The following is a 17,749-nucleotide window of genomic DNA, read 5'->3' as shown; positions in this document are numbered from 1 at the left end:
AAACTTAAATAGATGTTCATAATTAGATGATTTATAAATGAGTAATTAGAATATAATTAAAAAAAGAAATGATGAATATTAATTTAACATTCAATTATAATAAATGCATGAAGTTAATTAACTTTCCATTAAAAGAAAATTAATTAACTTCATAAAAAGAAGAGTTATATACAAGAGCCAGATTGTATAATGTCAACAGCACAACGTTTACCATTCGCAAATTGGCATACTGCAGTTTGTGACCCATTTAATTCTAATGTGAGTGCGGGCAACCCACCCGCTGACATACAAGCTTCTTGTGCACCGGGGCCTAAATTGACCACTTGTTGAGCATACTGACTCGCAGAATGTTCCACAGATTTATCCACGTTTGAACTACCACACGCAGATAACATGACAGATATAACGCCAATAAGTGACATTGCTATTATTGGCTGAAAAAAATGATTAACCCTATGCCTCATTCCCTGCTTCTCCTATCATGCTACCTGAACATTTTGCACCAACTGTTTAGTGCCCGCCGCTTTTTGAAAATAAATTGATGACTAAAACACCAATAATAATTAATAGCATACCAATAATTGCAGGTAAATCGAGTTTTTGGTTGTAAATATAAATTGCAGCGACGGAAACCAACACGATCCCTAAACCTGACCAAATTGCATAAGCAATACCCAATGGCATTGTTTTTACTACCTGCGAAAGCCCCCAAAAAGAGACAGCATAGCCAACAATAACAATCAAAGACGGCCAAAAACGACTAAAACCATCAGATGCTTTCAATGTTGTCGTCGCAATGACTTCTGCAATAATAGACATCAACAAAAAACCCAAACCCTTCATCGCCTTTCCTTATTATTAGAATTAGTAATAATGAAACTTATTATTTTCCTATATACAACAAAAAAGCTCTGTCTATCCTGAAAATGACACAGAGCTTTTATATCTACTTCATGGTGCTAAGACGAGTTAATGATTTGTAGCTATGTCTATTCTATCGGTAAGAGATTCACTATAGCGCTTGAATAGATAAACACATAAAGCAAAGGCTATCAGACCGATCGCACCACCAATATAACCAATTTGAGTCATCCCCAAATGAACAATAACTTGGTTACCTAACAGCGCACCAGCGCCAATACCAATATTAAAAATTCCAGAGAAAATTGACATTGCCAAGTCAGTAGCATCAGGAGATAAATCAATCACCTTAACTTGCATCCCTAAGCCAATGCACATCATCGCCATTCCCCAGAACACTGATAACATCACCAAAGACCAAACATCTCTACCTAATGGCATCAGCAATAATAAACAAATTGTCATAAATGCGATTGCTGCAGGTAAAAATGATAATGAAAACTTGCTGCTGTAACGACTAAATATTACGCTTCCGAAAATACCGGCACCACCAAAAATTAGTAGTAGTAAAGTAGCAAAATTTTGGCTTTGCAATGCAACCTCTCGGACAAAAGGTTCAATATAGCTATAAGCTGTAAAATGTGCGGTAACAGCTAAAACAGTTAATGCAAACATTCCTACAAGTGCAGGCCGTTGGAATAGCATAGGAACACTTTTTAACGAACCAGAATGTTCACTTGGTAAGCGAGGTAAAAAGCGGATCAACACAACCATAGTAAACAATGCAATGATACCAATACCTAAAAACGTCGCCCGCCAGCCTAAAAACTGCCCAACCACTCGACCAAGGGGAAGCCCTAATACTGTCGCTAAAGCGGTCCCCGTTGCTAATAACCCAAGAGCTTGGGCTTTTTTACCTGCAGGAGCAACCCGAATAGCTAAAGATGCAGTAATTGACCAAAATACCGCATGGGATAAAGCAACGCCAACACGCCCTACTATTAGAATATCAAAACTCCACGCAAACCCTGAAATAATGTGGCTAATAACAAAAATAACGAATAAAAAAGCTAATAATTTGCGACGCTCTATTTTACTGGTTAATAGCATTAAAGGTAACGACATCAAAGCCACAACCCACGCGTAGATTGTTATCATCAATCCAGTATGTGCGACCGTCATATCAAAGCTTTTTGCAATATCACTGAGTAATGCTACAGGCACAAACTCTGTTGTGTTAAAAACAAATGCAGCGACCGCTAATGCTATTACACGGATCCAAGCTGTTTTTCTAGAAACTTGCGTCATATTTCTCTTAGCCTTTACTTTCCCACAAATAACATACACAACGGTTTAATTGTGCGTAAAAATTGCTGCGAAAGGATATTGGTATTTCATACAGGATTGAGTTGTCACTAAGCAAGCTAGGTTGCTAATAACTCTTTTTATGTGAATTGTATCACATTTTTTCATTACTCATAAAGGCTCCTCTTTGCCTAATTGGCAAGAACAATATCATGTCTGCTTATTTTTATTCTCTCGACTATTCTGTTTCATTATTCGTTCAAATTTAAGTCATTTATCTGAATATTTATTACATTCAGTTATCTGAAAATACATCGCATTACTTTCTATGCTACAATCTCACTATTATTTTTTATGCTTAAAGGACCGCTTTAATGAAAAACCATTTTCCTACTGAACCTAACGTTAATACCTTAGCAGATGAAGTTACTTGCCTAAAAAACTTATTAACGCATATGCTAAAAGCTATCGGCCAAGCTGATGCAGGTAAGATTTTGGTCAAGATGCAACGTGAAGTTGCACAAATGGAAGACGAAAAACAGGCAGAAACCTATAAAAATACGTTAGAACAGATAAAAACAGCGTATCGCCAATAGATTATTTAGCGATAAATGCTATTTTAAGGATATACATGCTATAAAGTGGTTTAAACTGCACAAATAACTAAGTTTTAATCATGAAAATCATCTATCTTTGTTCATGAATTAAACCATTCTTTATTCATTTAGCTCCCCCTTCAGAACCCTATGAAGGGGGCTTTTTTTTTCTACAACTTATGTATTATTCCGTTTATAAATATCTTGGCAATGCTGAATATATTCATCAACTGTTGTATCGTCAGTTTGCTTATCCCAACTTTTCTGTTCTTCAAAAGCCCACACTTCAAACGTTTGCCCAAAGTTAGCGCCAGACATACCAACTTGCTTATAAATCCGATGGTAAAAACCTTGCTCAGAACGGTAGATCTCAAATTTAAACGGAACTAACCTAGCGGGATTTGTCGTTGTCAAAAAATCATTACCAAACAATAACGTTTTCTCCAGAAAATCCATTCTATCCCCTTGTTTAATTTATAAAATACGCATGGTATACAACTTCTCTTCTAAGCATAGCGCATTTAACGCCATACCGTAATTTTACCTATAAAAATAGATGATTTATATATTGCCCATCGATAAGCCTGATGAATGAGAGGAGAGATATTGATGAAATAATAAGCTTCACTATTAAAATGAAGCTTATTATCAATAGATTATGATTTATTGTCGTACAACTGTTTTGCCATATCAATGCTGTCTGCGTTCACATCTTTTATATGGTCACGTGTTAACCGATAAACAACAGGGCTTAAAAGTAACAAGGCAATCAAATTAGGGATCGCCATCATGGCATTTAGTGTATCTGCCAACAACCAAACAAAATCAAGTGATTGTGTTGCGCCGATAGGTAAAGCAATCAGCCATAAAACTCTGTACGGCTTTATTGCTCGCAACCCAAATAAATATTGCACACATTTTTCGCCATAAAAGCTCCAACCCAGAATAGTGGTAAATGCAAACACGGCTAATGCGATAGCAACAATATAATTTCCACCGGGAATTGCCGTTTGGAATGATGATGCGGTTAATGTTGCGCCTGTTTCACTGGTCAGCCAACCACCAGTAATAATGATAGTTAACCCTGTGACAGAGCACACAATGATAGTGTCAATAAATGTCCCTAACATCGCAATGAGTCCTTGGCGAATAGGGTTTTGTGTTTTTGCAGCGGCATGGGCGATAGGTGCACTCCCCAAACCTGCTTCATTGGAAAATACGCCTCGTGCAACCCCAAAGCGTATTGCAGCCCATACAGCAGCCCCCGCAAACCCACTTTGAGCAGCAACAGGGTTAAAAGCCGAGGTAACAACCAGAGAAAGTGCCGCAGGGATCTCAGTAAAATAAATACCAAGCACAATGACCCCCGCGCCAAAATAGGCAACAGTCATAAATGGGACAAGTTTTCCTGCAACATCAGAAATACGTCGCAGACCACCAATCAATACCGCACCAACTAATAAAACTAAAGCCCCTGCGGTCAACCATTTATGCACACCAAAGTTACTTTCTAGCACATCTGCCACTGAGTTCGCTTGTACCGTATTGCCGATACCAAAACTGGCACATGCACCAAAGAAGGCAAACAGTGTTCCCAGCCAAATCCATTTAGGGCCTAATCCATTTTTAATGTAGTACATTGGGCCACCAATATATTGGCCATATTTATCGACTTCACGAAAACGGACAGCTAACACCGCCTCAGAGTATTTTGTTGCCATTCCTACCAATGCCGTCATCCACATCCAGAATAACGCTCCCGGCCCTCCCATGACCACTGCGGTTGCAACTCCAGCAATATTCCCTGTACCAATCGTTGCCGATAACGCTGTCATTAATGCATTAAAAGGTGATATTTGTCCCTCACCGCGTGATTCATTCTTTTGAAATAATAACTTAAAACCTGTCCCAATTTTTCTTATCGGTAAAAATGCAAGCCGGATTTGCATATAAATACCAACGCCTAAGATCCCAACCAGCATTGGTACTCCCCAAACCACTCCATTTAGTTCACTTAACCACGTAGTTATCAAATCCATCCTACCCCCAATTAATTCATATTAATTAACAAAACAATCGAATTCATAACAATTCCTTATCAATCTAATAAAGATTAAAAGTAAAATAAAAGCGAACAAATTTTCAGTAATTCTTCATTTAAAATAGAAGATTGTGAGTAAGCTCACTTGTGATTTATCGATTACAGTTATTAATACAATTTATTGCGAGTCAGAATTAGAATTGAGTTTGTAGCTGTAAATGGGTATTTTGAGGGAGCATATTTATCATATTGTATAGATAAAAAATGCCCAGTAATTAAATTATTACTGGGCAGATACTAAAATCGTTGTCTATTTAAAGCTAACTTTAGACTATTATTTAGGCTATTTTAAATATTCACCTGAGCGCAATGCTTCAATACGTTTGTCTAATGGTGGGTGTGATAAAAATAATTCACTGAATGCTTTACCACGACCATTGATGCAAAACGCCATCAAACGGCCTTCTTCTTGTGGCTCATAGCTCGTTTTCAACCGTTGCAATGCAGCTATCATCTTTTCACGGCCGACTAATTTTGCAGAACCTGCGTCCGCATGGAACTCACGATAACGAGAGAACCACATAGTAATGATGCTTGCCAAAATACCGAAGACGATTTCAAGTACCATGGAAACCGCAAAATAGACCATTGGGTTACCATTACTACTTTCACTTTCGTTATCATTGTTGGACATAAAGCCTGCCGCAACCTGTGCGATAATACGTGAAATAAAGATGACGAACGTGTTCACCACACCTTGTAATAAGGTCATCGTCACCATGTCACCATTCGCGATGTGGCTAATTTCATGAGCGATAACAGCTTCCGCCTCATCACGACTCATATTTTCTAATAGCCCAGTACTTACTGCAACAAGCGAAGCATCACGGCGAGCCCCTGTTGCAAACGCGTTAATATCTGGAGCATGATAAATAGCCACTTGTGGCATCTGAATTCCAACTTGTTTTGCTTGACGCTCAACAGTTGATACTAACCACTGTTCTGTTTGGTTACGTGGAGTTTCAATAACCTCACCACCCACTGATTTTAGAGCCATCCATTTGGACATCAGTAGTGATATGAAAGCACCACCAAAACCAAATAGGCCAGCCATGATCATGAGGCCTTGGACACTACTACCTCTGATCCCAGTTAAGCTTAGGATTATCCCAAACACAAACATAACCGCTAAGTTTGTGAGTAAGAATAAAGCAATTCTCATCATTTTTTATGTATTCCTTGGTAAAAACAAATATACGTAGAATTTACTTTATAAATAAGGTTTTTTCACACTTTTTCAAGTGTATTAACGCGAAAACCCTAAAAAATAACATAACTTTACATAGCTACGTTCAAAACTCATCATTATGCTCTAAATAAATGATAACTTCTTTAGTAAGAATTTAACCATTTGTTTTTAAAGGCTCATTTTATAACCATTTAAATTCAAAGCTATTTGTAATTGAAACGATAAAGCTAGTTAGTCAATCACCAAAAACAATTTAGTGTATTTATCTATATTATCACTCACATTGTTTGCCAAATGAATGAATATTTACTTTTACTTCTACTCTATTAAAAAATAATGCCACATTAAGTGGCACTATTCTGTTCTATCGCTGTTTGTTGTTTTGTTCTCACGCTAATTAGTTTTCTCTTTAGTCGATTTTGTTGATTTCTCTTTTACTGTCTTAGCTGTTTCTTTATCTTTGGCTTTAGACGCTTTTTCTTTTACCGCTTTTGCTGATTCTTTGTCTGCCGCTTTGCTAGCTTTCTCTTTCACCGCTTTTGCTGGCTCTTTATCTGCCGCTTTGCTAGCTTTCTCTTTCACTGCTTTTGCTGGCTCTTTATCTGTCGCTTTGCTAGCTTTTTCTTTCACCGCTTTTGCTGATTCTTTATCTGTCGTTTTAGCGGCTTTTTCTTTTACTGCTTTTGCTGATTCTTTATCTGTCGCTTTGCTAGCTTTTTCTTTTACTGTCTTAGCTGTATCTGATGCTTTATCACTGGCTTTGCTTGCTTTATCAGAGGCTGTTTTACTGGCTTTATCACTCGTGCTCTTTATTGAGTCAGAAACCGATGGTTTACTTGATTGCTTAGCAACACCTGCACCAATCGAAGCACCAGCCGCTTTCGCTTTGCTGTTAATATCATTTTTTAATTCTATGGTACACACTTGCTCTGAGCGACTTGTTGAACCATCATTACAAATAAATTTACCATCTTCACAGCGATCTATTCCCCCTTTACTTCCAGAACATGGATAATTTCTTGCATTCGCTGTATTTATAGATGCAATCATCATTACACTAACTGCCATTAATCCTACAAATAATTTACGCATGGTATTGTCTCGTTGTTAAGGAAAGCTATACCAAAAGTTTAGGATAAATTAAGTAAAGGTAAAGAAACCTATAATTAATCATCAATTTCAGTCAGTCGTTTTGGAAAATAAAATAAATAAAGAATAAAACTGCACTAATTTAATAGCTACTGACTAAAAACACCAAAATTAACAATAAATTAACATTTGATTTTCTATTTTCTAAGCGGATTAAAATAGCGTTAAAGAAACTCAAAAAATTAAGCCAGCTTTCGCTGGCTTAATTCCGTTAAACACTAAGAGAATATTATTTATTATTTGATAATAGCTTAGTATGTTGATTAGCTAAGTCGATCGCCATTTTCACCGTTTCATCGAGGTATGGGTCAGGCCCTTCGTAATCTTTAGGCAAATCATCAATTGATTTCAATAGTGGTTTACCTTCCCGAGTATTACGTTCATTTATACGTTTCAATTTTGTCGCTTCAAGTTCTGAATCTTCTTTTTGGCGCTCTACATAGTTGAGCGAAATAAGATTCTTACTCTCTTTGTTTACTTTATAGCGAGCAATATCTTCATCAATATAGTTGAATTCAGGGTCTTTGCTAATACGTGCCAAATGCTGAGTTTTTATTGGTGATAAATCAGAAGACACATTACCAACAGGTGTATATTTTGCCGGTGGAATACTATCCCATGGTAATGCATTGTCCTCAAAGCTTTCTCCAGTTTCAGCTGGGTCTTGGCCTGTAGGCATTATCACATCAGGGGTTACACCTTCACGTTGTGTGCTACCACCATTAACTCGGTAAAACTTCTGAATGGTATATTGGACAGAACCTAATGAAGGCCATTCTGGTTTTAGCATTTGATCGTAAACACGGCTCAAACTACGGTGCTGCTGAACAGTTCCTTTACCAAAGGTCGGTTCCCCAACAATCATCGCTCTGCCATAATCTTGCATTGCTGCAGCAAAAATCTCAGATGCGGATGCACTAAAGCGGTCGACTAAAACAACAAGAGGCCCCTTATAATAAATAACATCGTCATCATCAATATCTTGGCGAACTTGACCGTTATTATCACGAACTTGAACAATTGGCCCTTTCGGAATAAACAAACCTGATAAAGAGACCGCTTCGGTTAATGCTCCACCACCATTACCGCGTAAATCAATAACCAATGCGGAAACATTATCTTTAGCCAAGTTTTGCAATTGAGTTTTAACATCATTGGTTAAACCAACATAAAAACCAGGAATATCTAAAACAGCAACTTTATCTTTACCTTGCTGTTTAATCGTCAGTTTGACCGCTCGGTCTTCCAGTCGGATCTGCTCCCGAACTATAGTGACAATATGTGGTTTCGCCCCTTTAGTATCAGAAACGACTTCTAACCGAACTTTACTTCCTTTCGGGCCTTTAATTAAAGCAACCACATCATCAAGGCGCCAGCCAACCACATCAACAATAGGTTTACCCGTTTGGCCAACACCGATAATTTTATCGCCGACTTTTAGCTCTTTACTTTTAGCAGCTGGCCCCCCAGCAACTAATGAGTTAATAACCGTATTTTCGTCATCTTGCTGTAATACCGCACCAATTCCTTCTAATGATAAGCTCATTTCTGAATTAAATTGTTCAGTATTACGAGGCGACAGATAACTTGTGTGTGGATCGATTTCACGAGCGAAAGAATTAACTATCAATTGAAAAACGTCTTCACTTTGCGCTTGCGTTAAACGCCGCAACGCAAAATTATAGCGTTTTGTCAGTTTCTCTTTGATTTCTTTATCATCTTTACCTGATAGTTTTAAATTCAACCAATCATAACGCACTTTTTGGTCCCATAGACGATCAAGCTCTTGCTTATCTTTAGGCCATGGTGATTTTGAACGGTCAACTTCAATAGAATCAGTCGCATTTAAATCGATGGGTTGCTCTAAACGAGCCAATGCATATTTAAAGCGCTCGAAACGTCTTTCCTGAGACAGGTTATACAGGTCATAGAACGTATCTAATTTGCCATCCTCAAGCCACTGACCCACTTTGCCTTTATCTTTGGCGTATTGGTCAATATCGGATTGAAGTAAAACATTATGACCGAAATCTAACATATTGAGATAACGATCAAATATCTTCCCAGAAAACGCATTGTCTAAATCGAATTGGCGATAATGTGAGCGAGTAAACCGAGAGGTGACCCTTTCACTCACAGTACCGTGCTGTGCACTCTGTTTTAAGACAGGTAACTGAGCCGCAGTGACCGGAGCCACTGCTTGAGTATTAGCTATTGCACTGCCAAAAGTCGCTAGACTTACCACCAATGCAATTTTAAGAAGTTTGTTCATGACCTGATTGACCTCCGTATCAGAACTTTAAATGTTCCGCGCGTACAATCATTGCCAGCCCTGTTGGCAATTGAACCCTAACACCATCTTTCGCAATTTCCAGCACAGAGGCGTCCATCACACTGGTACCGACTTTCACTTTCAAAGTTTGACCAATTTGAAGGGTATTGATATCAGTGACTGATTTCAGATTTTGCTCTGGCGCAGGTGTATTACGACGAGGGGCTTTAGCAGATGTATTTTGCGAGCGTTCTTTATTATCTGACGGACGGCGACGAGGCGTTTTTTCTTTAGCTGCATCTTGATTACGAGGGGTTTTCTCACTCGCTTTTTTCGCTGCTGGACGTTTTTGTGCTTTTTGTTCAGCACGTTGTGCTTGAACTCGAGCTTTAGCCTCGGCTAATTGTTGGCGCGCATGAGCAATATGTTCCGCATCTAATTCACCACAATCTTCACCATTTAAGTCAACGCGTTTAGCGCCCTCTTTAACACCGTAGAGATAACGCCAGCTAGAAGTATACATGCGTAACGCAGAACGCAATTGCGTTTTGCTAATACCATCTTCTTCTTTTAAGCATCCTACGATATCTTGAAAAATTCCGACTTTTAACGGACGTGCTTCGCCTTCAGCGATAAAACAGCGAGGAAAACGCTCTGCTAGAAATGCGATAACTTCTTTACTACTATTCAACTTAGGTTGATTTTCCATGAAATTTCCTGATAACAACGATTTTGCCAACCTCACGGGCATGAACAAGCCGACATTATAATCGTGTTGCTGACAATTGCCACGTTACTATTAATTTAACTGACCATTATTTAGTGATATTTAGGCATAGAACACATTGCCAGATGTTGGCACAACTGGTTTACAAGGTGTTGTAGCCCTTTTTCGTCTTCTTGGTCGAATTGGCTAATATTTGGGCTATCAATATCTAAAACCCCGATGATTTGCCCATTAACTACCAAAGGGAACACAATTTCAGCGTTACTTGCTGCATCACAGGCAATATGACCTGGGAAGGCATGAACATCTTCTATACGCTGAACTTGGTTATTACTAAAAGCTGTACCACAAACGCCTTTACCAAAAGGAATTCGAACACACGCAACTTTACCTTGGAAAGGACCCAGAACTAATTCTTGCCCATTACTGAGATAAAAACCAGCCCAGTTAACCCCTTCTAAATATTCATATAATAATGCACTGGTATTTGCTAAAGTTGCAATTAAATCATACTCACCTGCAAGTAATGCAGAGAGATTGTCCGAAAGTTCAAGATAATACTTCTTTTTATCCATAATTATTTCTTGTAATAATCAAGCAATTAATCGAATGTTTGTAAGCGTAGCCCTAAGGTTACCAATTTGTCACTTTGAGGTAAATTTTTTTACACTAGATTACATCTAGGTAACCACCTAAAATGAGTCAATATGAACTACATTAACCACACTGATTTGCTTTTTCAACGTTGTAATCATTGCAATCAGAAGCTACTAACCCCTCGAGCCAACGTACGACAAGTCGTTGTTTGCCCTCGCTGTTTTAGTCAACTTAATGATGGACGTTCTTGGTCACTCAACCGTTTATCAATACTGGCTATCACATTACTGATGCTTGCTCCCATTGCTTTTTGGCAACCCCTTATTTCTATTCATTTATTAGGAAGCCAAATTAATGCAAATGTCATCGAAGGTATACGCTTAATTAATCAACAAGGGGATCCATTTACTGCCAGTATAGTGGCTTTTTGTGCTATTGCAGCCCCCTTATTATTACCAATTTTAATTTTATTGTTATCTATTGGTCAGCATATCAATTTGAATCTCCGGCCTTTTCTTTTAGTGTTAAGCCACATCAAAGAGTGGGTTATGTTAGATGTTTACCTAATAGCATTGGGTATTGCCGCCATTAAAATGCAAGATTACGCAAGTGTATTCATTGGGCATGGCTTAGTGGCTTTTATTACTATGTCTATTCTCAGTTTATTAATTCTCATCCACATAAACCTAGATGAGTTATGGCAAAAATTTTATCCCATCAATAATAAAAAAGTACAAGATAACTCGCTAACTTGCACGGCTTGCCATTACACTGGGCCCGCAAATTGGAATGGGAAATGCAAACGATGTCATCGCCCTCTTCATTATCGGGAACCTTATAGCTTACAAAAAACTTGGGCCGCACTAATTGCTGCCATGGTGTTATTGTTTCCTGCTAATTTAATGCCAATCTCTATTTTTTATCTCAATGGACAGCGCGTAGAAGACACCATTTATTCTGGGGTTGTCTCTTTAATTGATTCAGGTAACTGGCCAATCGCAGTTATTGTCTTCATCGCCAGTATACTGGTTCCATTTATTAAGATTATTATTATGATATTGCTACTGTTTTCTATCCATTTAAAAAGCAATACTGACCCTATTTTACGTATGAAATTACTTAGGTTTGTTTCGTGGATTGGTCGTTGGTCAATGCTAGATTTATTTGTCATCGCCTTGATGATGACACTCGTTAACCGTGATCAACTCATGTCTTTTACTATGGGGCCAGCCGCACTGTATTTTGGTTCAGCCGTTATTTTAACAATTTTGGCTGTTGAGTGGTTAGATAGCCGTTTAATTTGGGATTCTTATGGAAAATCAAAACCTACAAAATGAACCCTCTGAAGAAATATCAGAAGCCATACTACGCAAACGCAGGCAAATTTCGCCTTTCTGGCTATTGCCTCTAGTCGCTATTTTCATTGCAGGCTGGCTTTTGTTTCAACATTGGGCTGAACGAGGAACGGATATCACTATTGAGTTTACATCCGCACCTGGAGTCGTCGCCAATAGAACGCCTATCCGGTATCAAGGGGTTGAAGTAGGTTTAGTACAATCCGTTGCTATCAGCAAAAATATGAAAACCATCATTGTCACTGCTAGTGTGAATAAAGATATGCGGACAGCCTTAAATTCAGGGACTAAATTTTGGTTAGTGACCCCCAAAGCATCGTTAGCGGGTGTTTCTGGTCTTGATGCTTTAGTTGGTGGAAATTACATTGGTATGTTACCAAGCACAGGAACAGAACAGTTCTCTTTTGTTGCACAAGACACACCACCGCAACTAGACATCGATAAAGGTGAATTACTTATTCACCTGACTGCTCCAGATTTAGGCTCACTGAATGAAAACTCGCCTATTTATTACCGGAAAGTCCCTGTTGGTTATATTTCAGACTACACCATTTTGCCTGATAACCAAGGGGTTTCCATTTCTGCCGTTGTCAAAAAACCTTATGTTCACTTGGTCCGTAAAGAGAGCCAGTTTTGGAATGTATCTGGGTTACAAGGTAGCTTCGACCTTAAATCTGGAGCAAGTGTAAAAATGGAAAGCCTTTCTGCTGTGATAAATGGCGCCATTGCTTTTGACTCACCACAAAGCAGTCCTCAAGCAGAAGAAGGGCAAAAATTTGTCCTACAAGACAGTAAAAAAATAGCCCAAACCGCAGAACAAGATGGTAAAGAGCCCCTATTGCTAACACTTTGGTCACATGACACTTATGGCGTCGATAAAGGTCAACCTATTGTTTATAAGGGCATTCAAATTGGTGAGGTGTTACAGCGTCACTTGGCAACTGAGAAAGTAAATTTTAATATCCTGATATATGATGAGTTCCAACATCTTGTTCGAGAAGACAGCAAGTTTGTTGCTAATAGCCGAGTGGATATCCAATTAGGTCTTAATGGATTACAATTCCAAGGAGCTACTCCCCAAGAGTGGCTAGATGGTGGTATTCATCTGATAGCAGGACAAAGCCAAGAAAAACTCCCCGAAAATTTTCCTTTATATCGTAGTGATGATAATGCAAAAGCGGGTATTTTAGGGGCTTTACCACCCACAACTATCACCCTAAATACCACAACATTACCAGACATTCAGGCAGGCTCTGTTGTTCTTTATCGCCAATTTGCAGTCGGTAAAATAATTGCCATTAAACCGACCAAGGCTGGGTTTGCGATCAATGTAAATATCTCAAATGAATATCTTCATTTACTCACTGAAAACAGTGTATTTTGGGCTGAAGGCGGTGCAAAAGTTCAACTAAATGGTAATGGTTTAACCGTTCAAGCGGCACCGCTGAGCCGAGCCATTAGCGGTGCTATTAGCTTTGATAACCTGGATGGAGGTGTTGCCAATACCGCTCGCCAACACACACTTTATCCAAATGAAACCTCAGCTAAAGCGATAGGAAGCATCATAACATTAACAACATTTGATGCATCAAAACTCTCAGAAGGCATGCCTATCCGTTATTTGGGCATCAATATTGGCCAAATTGAATCATTAAAATTGTCATCTGATAAACGTGAAGTACAAGCAAAAGCCATTCTATACCCTGAATATGTCAGTGCTTTTACCCGGTTAGGAAGCCGTTTCGCAGTTGTAACACCTGAATTATCCCCTGCGGGTTTAAATAATTTAGATAGCATATTACAACCCTACATTAGTGCTGAGCCAGGACGTAATAATAAAAGCCGTTATCAATTTGAATTACAAGCTGCAAATATTACAGACTCGCGTTATCTAGACGGTTTAACTATTTACCTTGATGCGAGTGATGTCGGCTCCGTTCAAGTTGGCACGCCTATTTTATTCAGAGGCCTAGAAGTCGGTGTTGTTACAGGTCTATATTTGGGAGAGCTTTCCGATCGCGTATATGTTGCCACACGCATTGGCAAGGAATACCAATATCTCATTCGCAATAATACAGAATTTTGGCAATCTTCCGGTTTTAATTTCTCATTTGGTTTAACTGGTGGTGTCGCCAAGAGTGGGACTTTCAAACAATTTGTACGCGGTGGCATTTCCTTCGCAACCCCGCCATCAGTGCCTTTAGCCCCAAAAGCCAAGCCTGAACAGCATTTCATCCTGAAGTTGGAACCCCCTAAAGATTACATGGACTGGGGAACTTCTATTCCTAAAAAATAACCACTATTAGGGTGCATATTAACCACATATAGCACCCTCACCCTTCATACGTCATAAAAATTATTTTGGAAATTAATTCCATTTATACTATGCTTAATTTCATTGGGCTGTTTATACATAGTTAAAATCAATGAATGAGGTGCAGTTATGTGTATTGTAAAATTGAAAATATCTTCCTATGAAATTAATGATGCCGTTATGGCTTCCCATAAAAGCGACACAGTGAGTATTCCATGTGATTCTGATACCGATTTTTGCATGCAGCTTGATGGCTGGGACGAGCATACAAGTATCCCTGCAACTTTAGATGAAAAGCCAGTCCTGCTCTATCGTGATCGTTATGACAAAGAAAATCACCATTGGGTGATGAAACTGGCTTAATCGTTTTGTTACTATGCTTAGGTGAGTGACTAAGCATATAATGAGTAGGAACTAGTAAGCTGATATGAAATGAGAACGAACAAAATAATAGGCAAAAAAGAGGCCTGGTAGATTCCGATTACCGGGCCTTGGGAAATGGCTCTGGCAGAGCCGTGCGCTAAAATTGCCATTGAGACGTAACAAAGTACACTCTAATACTAGCTTTCAATGCACGTTCTTACCATGTTTATTATCAATATTTTTACATATTATTAACACAATTTATTTCTTGATTTTATAATATTGAACTATTTGTTTAATAGGTTAAACCTATTCGCCTAATCATTCAAACCTTTCAATTAATCAACTAATTGAATAACAATGATAATTTATTAATTCACCACTTCCTTTATGCTCTAATGGTTTTACTTTGCTATCAGCTTAGTTGCTAACACACAACTTTTCAGCGGCTTCTTTTATAGGTAATATTCTTTCCACAACTGTCTTGGTGCTATCGATAGGCTTAAGCAGCACATCAATAGGCTGTGCTTTAATTTCTTTTTTATTCATCAATTCAGTTGCAATATCATTTAATGGATATTGCATTAATGTCGCAGGGTTAATAACGACCAAAGCCCCATTATGACGGCACTCTAACATGACCTCCTCACGAGTAAATGGCCAATCATCTCCAAATTGTTTCTTACTCACGGATGTTAACGGTGCAGAAAAAGCAGTACTTACGGTACCAGCCAATAACAGTGTGCAAATAATGAGTTTAAATTTCATGGTAGTGCCTTATCAAACATTAAAGATATCTTCGCGTTATTATCAATTAAATATAAAAGTTTAGCTAGATTGGCTGGTAGCTTGCAAAAATCGCCACCGAAAGGATAGCCATAGTCCCTAACAGTAACTCAACCCAACTGTTAATAATTAGGGTGTTGACCCGCCCTTTTTGTTTAATAATCGGTACGATGTAATAGCGATTGATAATAGCCAATAGAAGCATTCCCCCCACTAAAATGATCTTAAACCAAAGTAGTGATTGGTATTCTGACCCTGAATAGTTTAATGGCCAGCCAGGTAAGAGCGTTATTGCACTAATGACTCCAGTAATAATAACCAGTGCAACAGCGATGTGACCATAACGCGAAAAACGCATCATGGTATTCACAATGTGTTTATCCATCCCTTCGACCATTTCTTTTTTATTGCGTAAAAATTGAATGCAAATTAAAAATGGCCACAAACCGCCAAACCAATAGGCTGAACTAATAAGATGAATGAATTGATTGATGCGGTGGAGGGTTCCGAGTAAGCCATCATGCATAGCCGCGTGCCCAATAAAAGCATGCAAACCAAGTAGGATCACTGAAAAAACCAATATGAGTTTCAATCGCAATTGGATTGGTTTTACAAATAAAACCAATAACAATAATACAGATGACAAAAGTTCCCAACGCCATACTTGACCGAATGACGTCCCTAAAACCCCTTGCCATATATCCAAATCGATACTATCTTGCCAACCATCTCCCATCAGGCCTGCTTGTGCAAGCATCCAACCAAAAGTTGTTAACACGGTAACGATGGCACAGAAGAAAATACCTTTATTCAAATAGCGGCTGAGCAAATAATTAAATGGCTCACGACTAAGTACCACTGCAAATATTGACATTCCACACATCAATATTGCAGCGATAAAATGAATAAAGCGAATAAGGGTATAAAAAGCTTCTAGTGACATATTATTTCACTGTAAAGCTATACGTTCCTTTTGTTTTGTGTCCATCGACAGAAACGACGCTCCAATTAACGTCATATTTCCCAGCAGCGAGCTTGTCTTCCACAGGGACAATCACTTTTGTATCGTTACTTGGGTCTAACGTTGCTTTACCGGTTTTCACTATTTTATTTTCAGGACCGATAATACTGACCTTAGTGAAATTAACTTCAATGCCTTCAGAAAAGCTTAATGAGATAGACTCAGGGGCTTGTTCTACTGCCGTACCTTCAGCAGGAAGTTGGTCTTTTAAGTGCGCATGTGCAAATGCCTGTTGGAACGACATACCTAAAAAAAGAACTGCGACTGCGCTAAGTTTGCGCCATGAAGATTTAATAGGGTTAATTGGCATAGTAACCTCTTAATTTACAGGTGAATTTAGAATAATTACCAATCATTATACGGAAAACAAACCATTTTACCGCTTAAAAATGGGTTTTATCGGCCTATCCTGTGAGTTTTCACACAAAATGAAAAGAAAAAGACTTATGAACATTGAATTGCAGGATTCATGCCCATAAGCCTAGAGAGGTCTTTATGTATTACATGGAGATAAAACGATATTTCTATTTACTTACTGGCGTGTAGATTAAACATGTGTTGCCGCTGACATGTTTTTCAAATCTTTATCTAACAAGAATAGTGCCTTACCAGACTCACCCACCATATCCAGTTTATCCAGTACTGATTTAAATAATTTCTCTTCTTCGTGTTGCTCTGCAACATACCATTGTAAGAAATTAAATGTAGAATAATCTTGTGTTGTCATTGCTAAATGAGCCAATTTATTAATTTCACGAGTAATTAATTGCTCATGTTCATAAGTTTGATGAAATACATCGCTAATTGATTTGAAATCAACTGGTGGCGCTGCAATTTGCCCTAACAGGGGTAATGCCCCAGTGTCACTAAGGTAATCAAATAAACGCTGCATATGTTCCATTTCTTCTTGTGAGTGTGCTTTTAAGAACGCTGCAGCACCTTCATAGCCTTTGTCACTACACCAAGCGCTCATTTGCAAATAAAGATTTGCAGAATAAAATTCAAGGTTTAATTGTTCGTTTAATTTTTTGACCATATCTGTAGTTAACATATTTATGCCTTATCGATTAATTATTCATGAGTATATTATGCACAGTATTAAAACAATTAAAA

The 17,749-nt window shown here is 38.3% G+C and carries 18 protein-coding genes; 4 read left to right on the top strand and 14 right to left on the bottom strand.

Annotation, left to right across the window (positions count from 1 at the left end):
* Window positions 1-164 precede the first annotated feature (164 nt).
* The 3 genes from P3L44_RS09440 to P3L44_RS09430 form a co-directional block, all read right to left on the bottom strand.
* The gene (locus tag P3L44_RS09440; protein ID WP_004254028.1) at window positions 165-464 is read right to left on the bottom strand and encodes a DUF333 domain-containing protein; all 300 of its coding nucleotides are present in this window, start codon (window positions 462-464) and stop codon (window positions 165-167) included.
* Window positions 465-510: 46 nt separating this feature from the next.
* Window positions 511-843, bottom strand: a complete 333-nt coding sequence (locus P3L44_RS09435; RefSeq protein ID WP_004254027.1) for a DMT family transporter — start codon at window positions 841-843, stop codon at window positions 511-513.
* Between the two features lie 126 nt (window positions 844-969).
* Window positions 970-2,169, bottom strand: coding sequence for a sugar transporter (locus tag P3L44_RS09430; RefSeq protein ID WP_140172224.1), 1,200 nt, complete (start codon window positions 2,167-2,169; stop codon window positions 970-972).
* A 371-nt stretch (window positions 2,170-2,540) separates the two neighbouring features.
* Between P3L44_RS09430 and P3L44_RS09425 the strand changes: the two genes are divergently transcribed.
* Window positions 2,541-2,762 (top strand): DUF2594 family protein, encoded by a 222-nt coding sequence (locus tag P3L44_RS09425; RefSeq protein ID WP_004253922.1) that lies wholly within the window; start codon window positions 2,541-2,543, stop codon window positions 2,760-2,762.
* 177 nt (window positions 2,763-2,939) lie between these two features.
* Here the strand turns inward: P3L44_RS09425 and P3L44_RS09420 are convergent, their stop codons facing one another.
* The 7 genes from P3L44_RS09420 to P3L44_RS09390 form a co-directional block, all read right to left on the bottom strand.
* Entirely contained in the window at window positions 2,940-3,218 is a 279-nt protein-coding gene (locus tag P3L44_RS09420) for a hypothetical protein (RefSeq protein WP_272661923.1), read from the bottom strand.
* 200 nt (window positions 3,219-3,418) lie between these two features.
* Window positions 3,419-4,801: an alanine/glycine:cation symporter family protein gene (locus tag P3L44_RS09415; protein WP_272661922.1), complete on the bottom strand. Its 1,383-nt coding sequence runs from the start codon at window positions 4,799-4,801 to the stop codon at window positions 3,419-3,421.
* 345 nt (window positions 4,802-5,146) lie between these two features.
* A complete protein-coding gene (htpX, locus tag P3L44_RS09410) occupies window positions 5,147-6,028 on the bottom strand; it encodes a protease HtpX (RefSeq protein ID WP_096863800.1) in 882 nt (293 codons plus the stop codon).
* Between the two features lie 417 nt (window positions 6,029-6,445).
* Entirely contained in the window at window positions 6,446-7,144 is a 699-nt protein-coding gene (locus P3L44_RS09405; RefSeq protein ID WP_272661921.1) for a cell envelope biogenesis protein TolA, read from the bottom strand.
* 286 nt (window positions 7,145-7,430) lie between these two features.
* Window positions 7,431-9,473, bottom strand: coding sequence for a carboxy terminal-processing peptidase (gene prc / locus P3L44_RS09400; RefSeq protein ID WP_140172226.1), 2,043 nt, complete (start codon window positions 9,471-9,473; stop codon window positions 7,431-7,433).
* 19 nt (window positions 9,474-9,492) lie between these two features.
* Window positions 9,493-10,182 carry an RNA chaperone ProQ gene (gene proQ / locus P3L44_RS09395; protein WP_036957687.1) on the bottom strand — a complete coding sequence of 230 codons (690 nt, stop codon included), beginning with the start codon at window positions 10,180-10,182 and terminating at the stop codon, window positions 9,493-9,495.
* Window positions 10,183-10,292: 110 nt separating this feature from the next.
* Window positions 10,293-10,775: a GAF domain-containing protein gene (locus tag P3L44_RS09390; protein WP_140172227.1), complete on the bottom strand. Its 483-nt coding sequence runs from the start codon at window positions 10,773-10,775 to the stop codon at window positions 10,293-10,295.
* 132 nt (window positions 10,776-10,907) lie between these two features.
* Here P3L44_RS09390 and yebS point away from each other — a divergent pair, with 132 nt between their 5' ends.
* The 3 genes from yebS to P3L44_RS09375 all read left to right on the top strand — a co-directional run bounded on the left by yebS (window position 10,908) and on the right by P3L44_RS09375 (window position 14,829).
* On the top strand, window positions 10,908-12,134 hold the full coding sequence (gene yebS / locus P3L44_RS09385; protein WP_272661920.1) for a membrane integrity lipid transport subunit YebS: 1,227 nt from the start codon (window positions 10,908-10,910) through the stop codon (window positions 12,132-12,134).
* The gene (locus tag P3L44_RS09380; RefSeq protein ID WP_272661919.1) at window positions 12,109-14,448 is read left to right on the top strand and encodes a PqiB family protein; all 2,340 of its coding nucleotides are present in this window, start codon (window positions 12,109-12,111) and stop codon (window positions 14,446-14,448) included. Before yebS ends, P3L44_RS09380 begins: the two co-directional genes overlap by 26 nt.
* 147 nt (window positions 14,449-14,595) lie before the next feature.
* Window positions 14,596-14,829 carry a DUF1480 family protein gene (locus P3L44_RS09375; protein WP_004253902.1) on the top strand — a complete coding sequence of 78 codons (234 nt, stop codon included), beginning with the start codon at window positions 14,596-14,598 and terminating at the stop codon, window positions 14,827-14,829.
* Window positions 14,830-15,249: 420 nt separating this feature from the next.
* On the opposite strand, the gene P3L44_RS09370 is transcribed toward P3L44_RS09375, so the two are convergent.
* The 4 genes from P3L44_RS09370 to ftnA form a co-directional block, all read right to left on the bottom strand.
* Window positions 15,250-15,597, bottom strand: a complete 348-nt coding sequence (locus tag P3L44_RS09370; protein ID WP_004253900.1) for a YebY family protein — start codon at window positions 15,595-15,597, stop codon at window positions 15,250-15,252.
* 64 nt (window positions 15,598-15,661) lie between these two features.
* Window positions 15,662-16,558 carry a copper homeostasis membrane protein CopD gene (copD, locus tag P3L44_RS09365; RefSeq protein ID WP_094960505.1) on the bottom strand — a complete coding sequence of 299 codons (897 nt, stop codon included), beginning with the start codon at window positions 16,556-16,558 and terminating at the stop codon, window positions 15,662-15,664.
* 1 nt (window position 16,559) lies between these two features.
* Complete coding sequence (copC, locus tag P3L44_RS09360) at window positions 16,560-16,946, bottom strand: copper homeostasis periplasmic binding protein CopC (RefSeq protein ID WP_004253895.1); 387 nt, start codon at window positions 16,944-16,946, stop codon at window positions 16,560-16,562.
* A 237-nt stretch (window positions 16,947-17,183) separates the two neighbouring features.
* Window positions 17,184-17,687: a non-heme ferritin gene (gene ftnA / locus P3L44_RS09355; RefSeq protein WP_004253892.1), complete on the bottom strand. Its 504-nt coding sequence runs from the start codon at window positions 17,685-17,687 to the stop codon at window positions 17,184-17,186.
* Between the last annotated feature and the right edge of the window lie 62 nt (window positions 17,688-17,749).

It is taken from the genome of Providencia sp. PROV175 (genome assembly GCF_032707045.1).
GTDB lineage: Bacteria > Pseudomonadota > Gammaproteobacteria > Enterobacterales > Enterobacteriaceae > Providencia > Providencia hangzhouensis.
The sequence above is the reverse complement of the archived record's forward strand: the minus strand, read 5'-3'. Positions and strand labels throughout refer to the sequence as shown.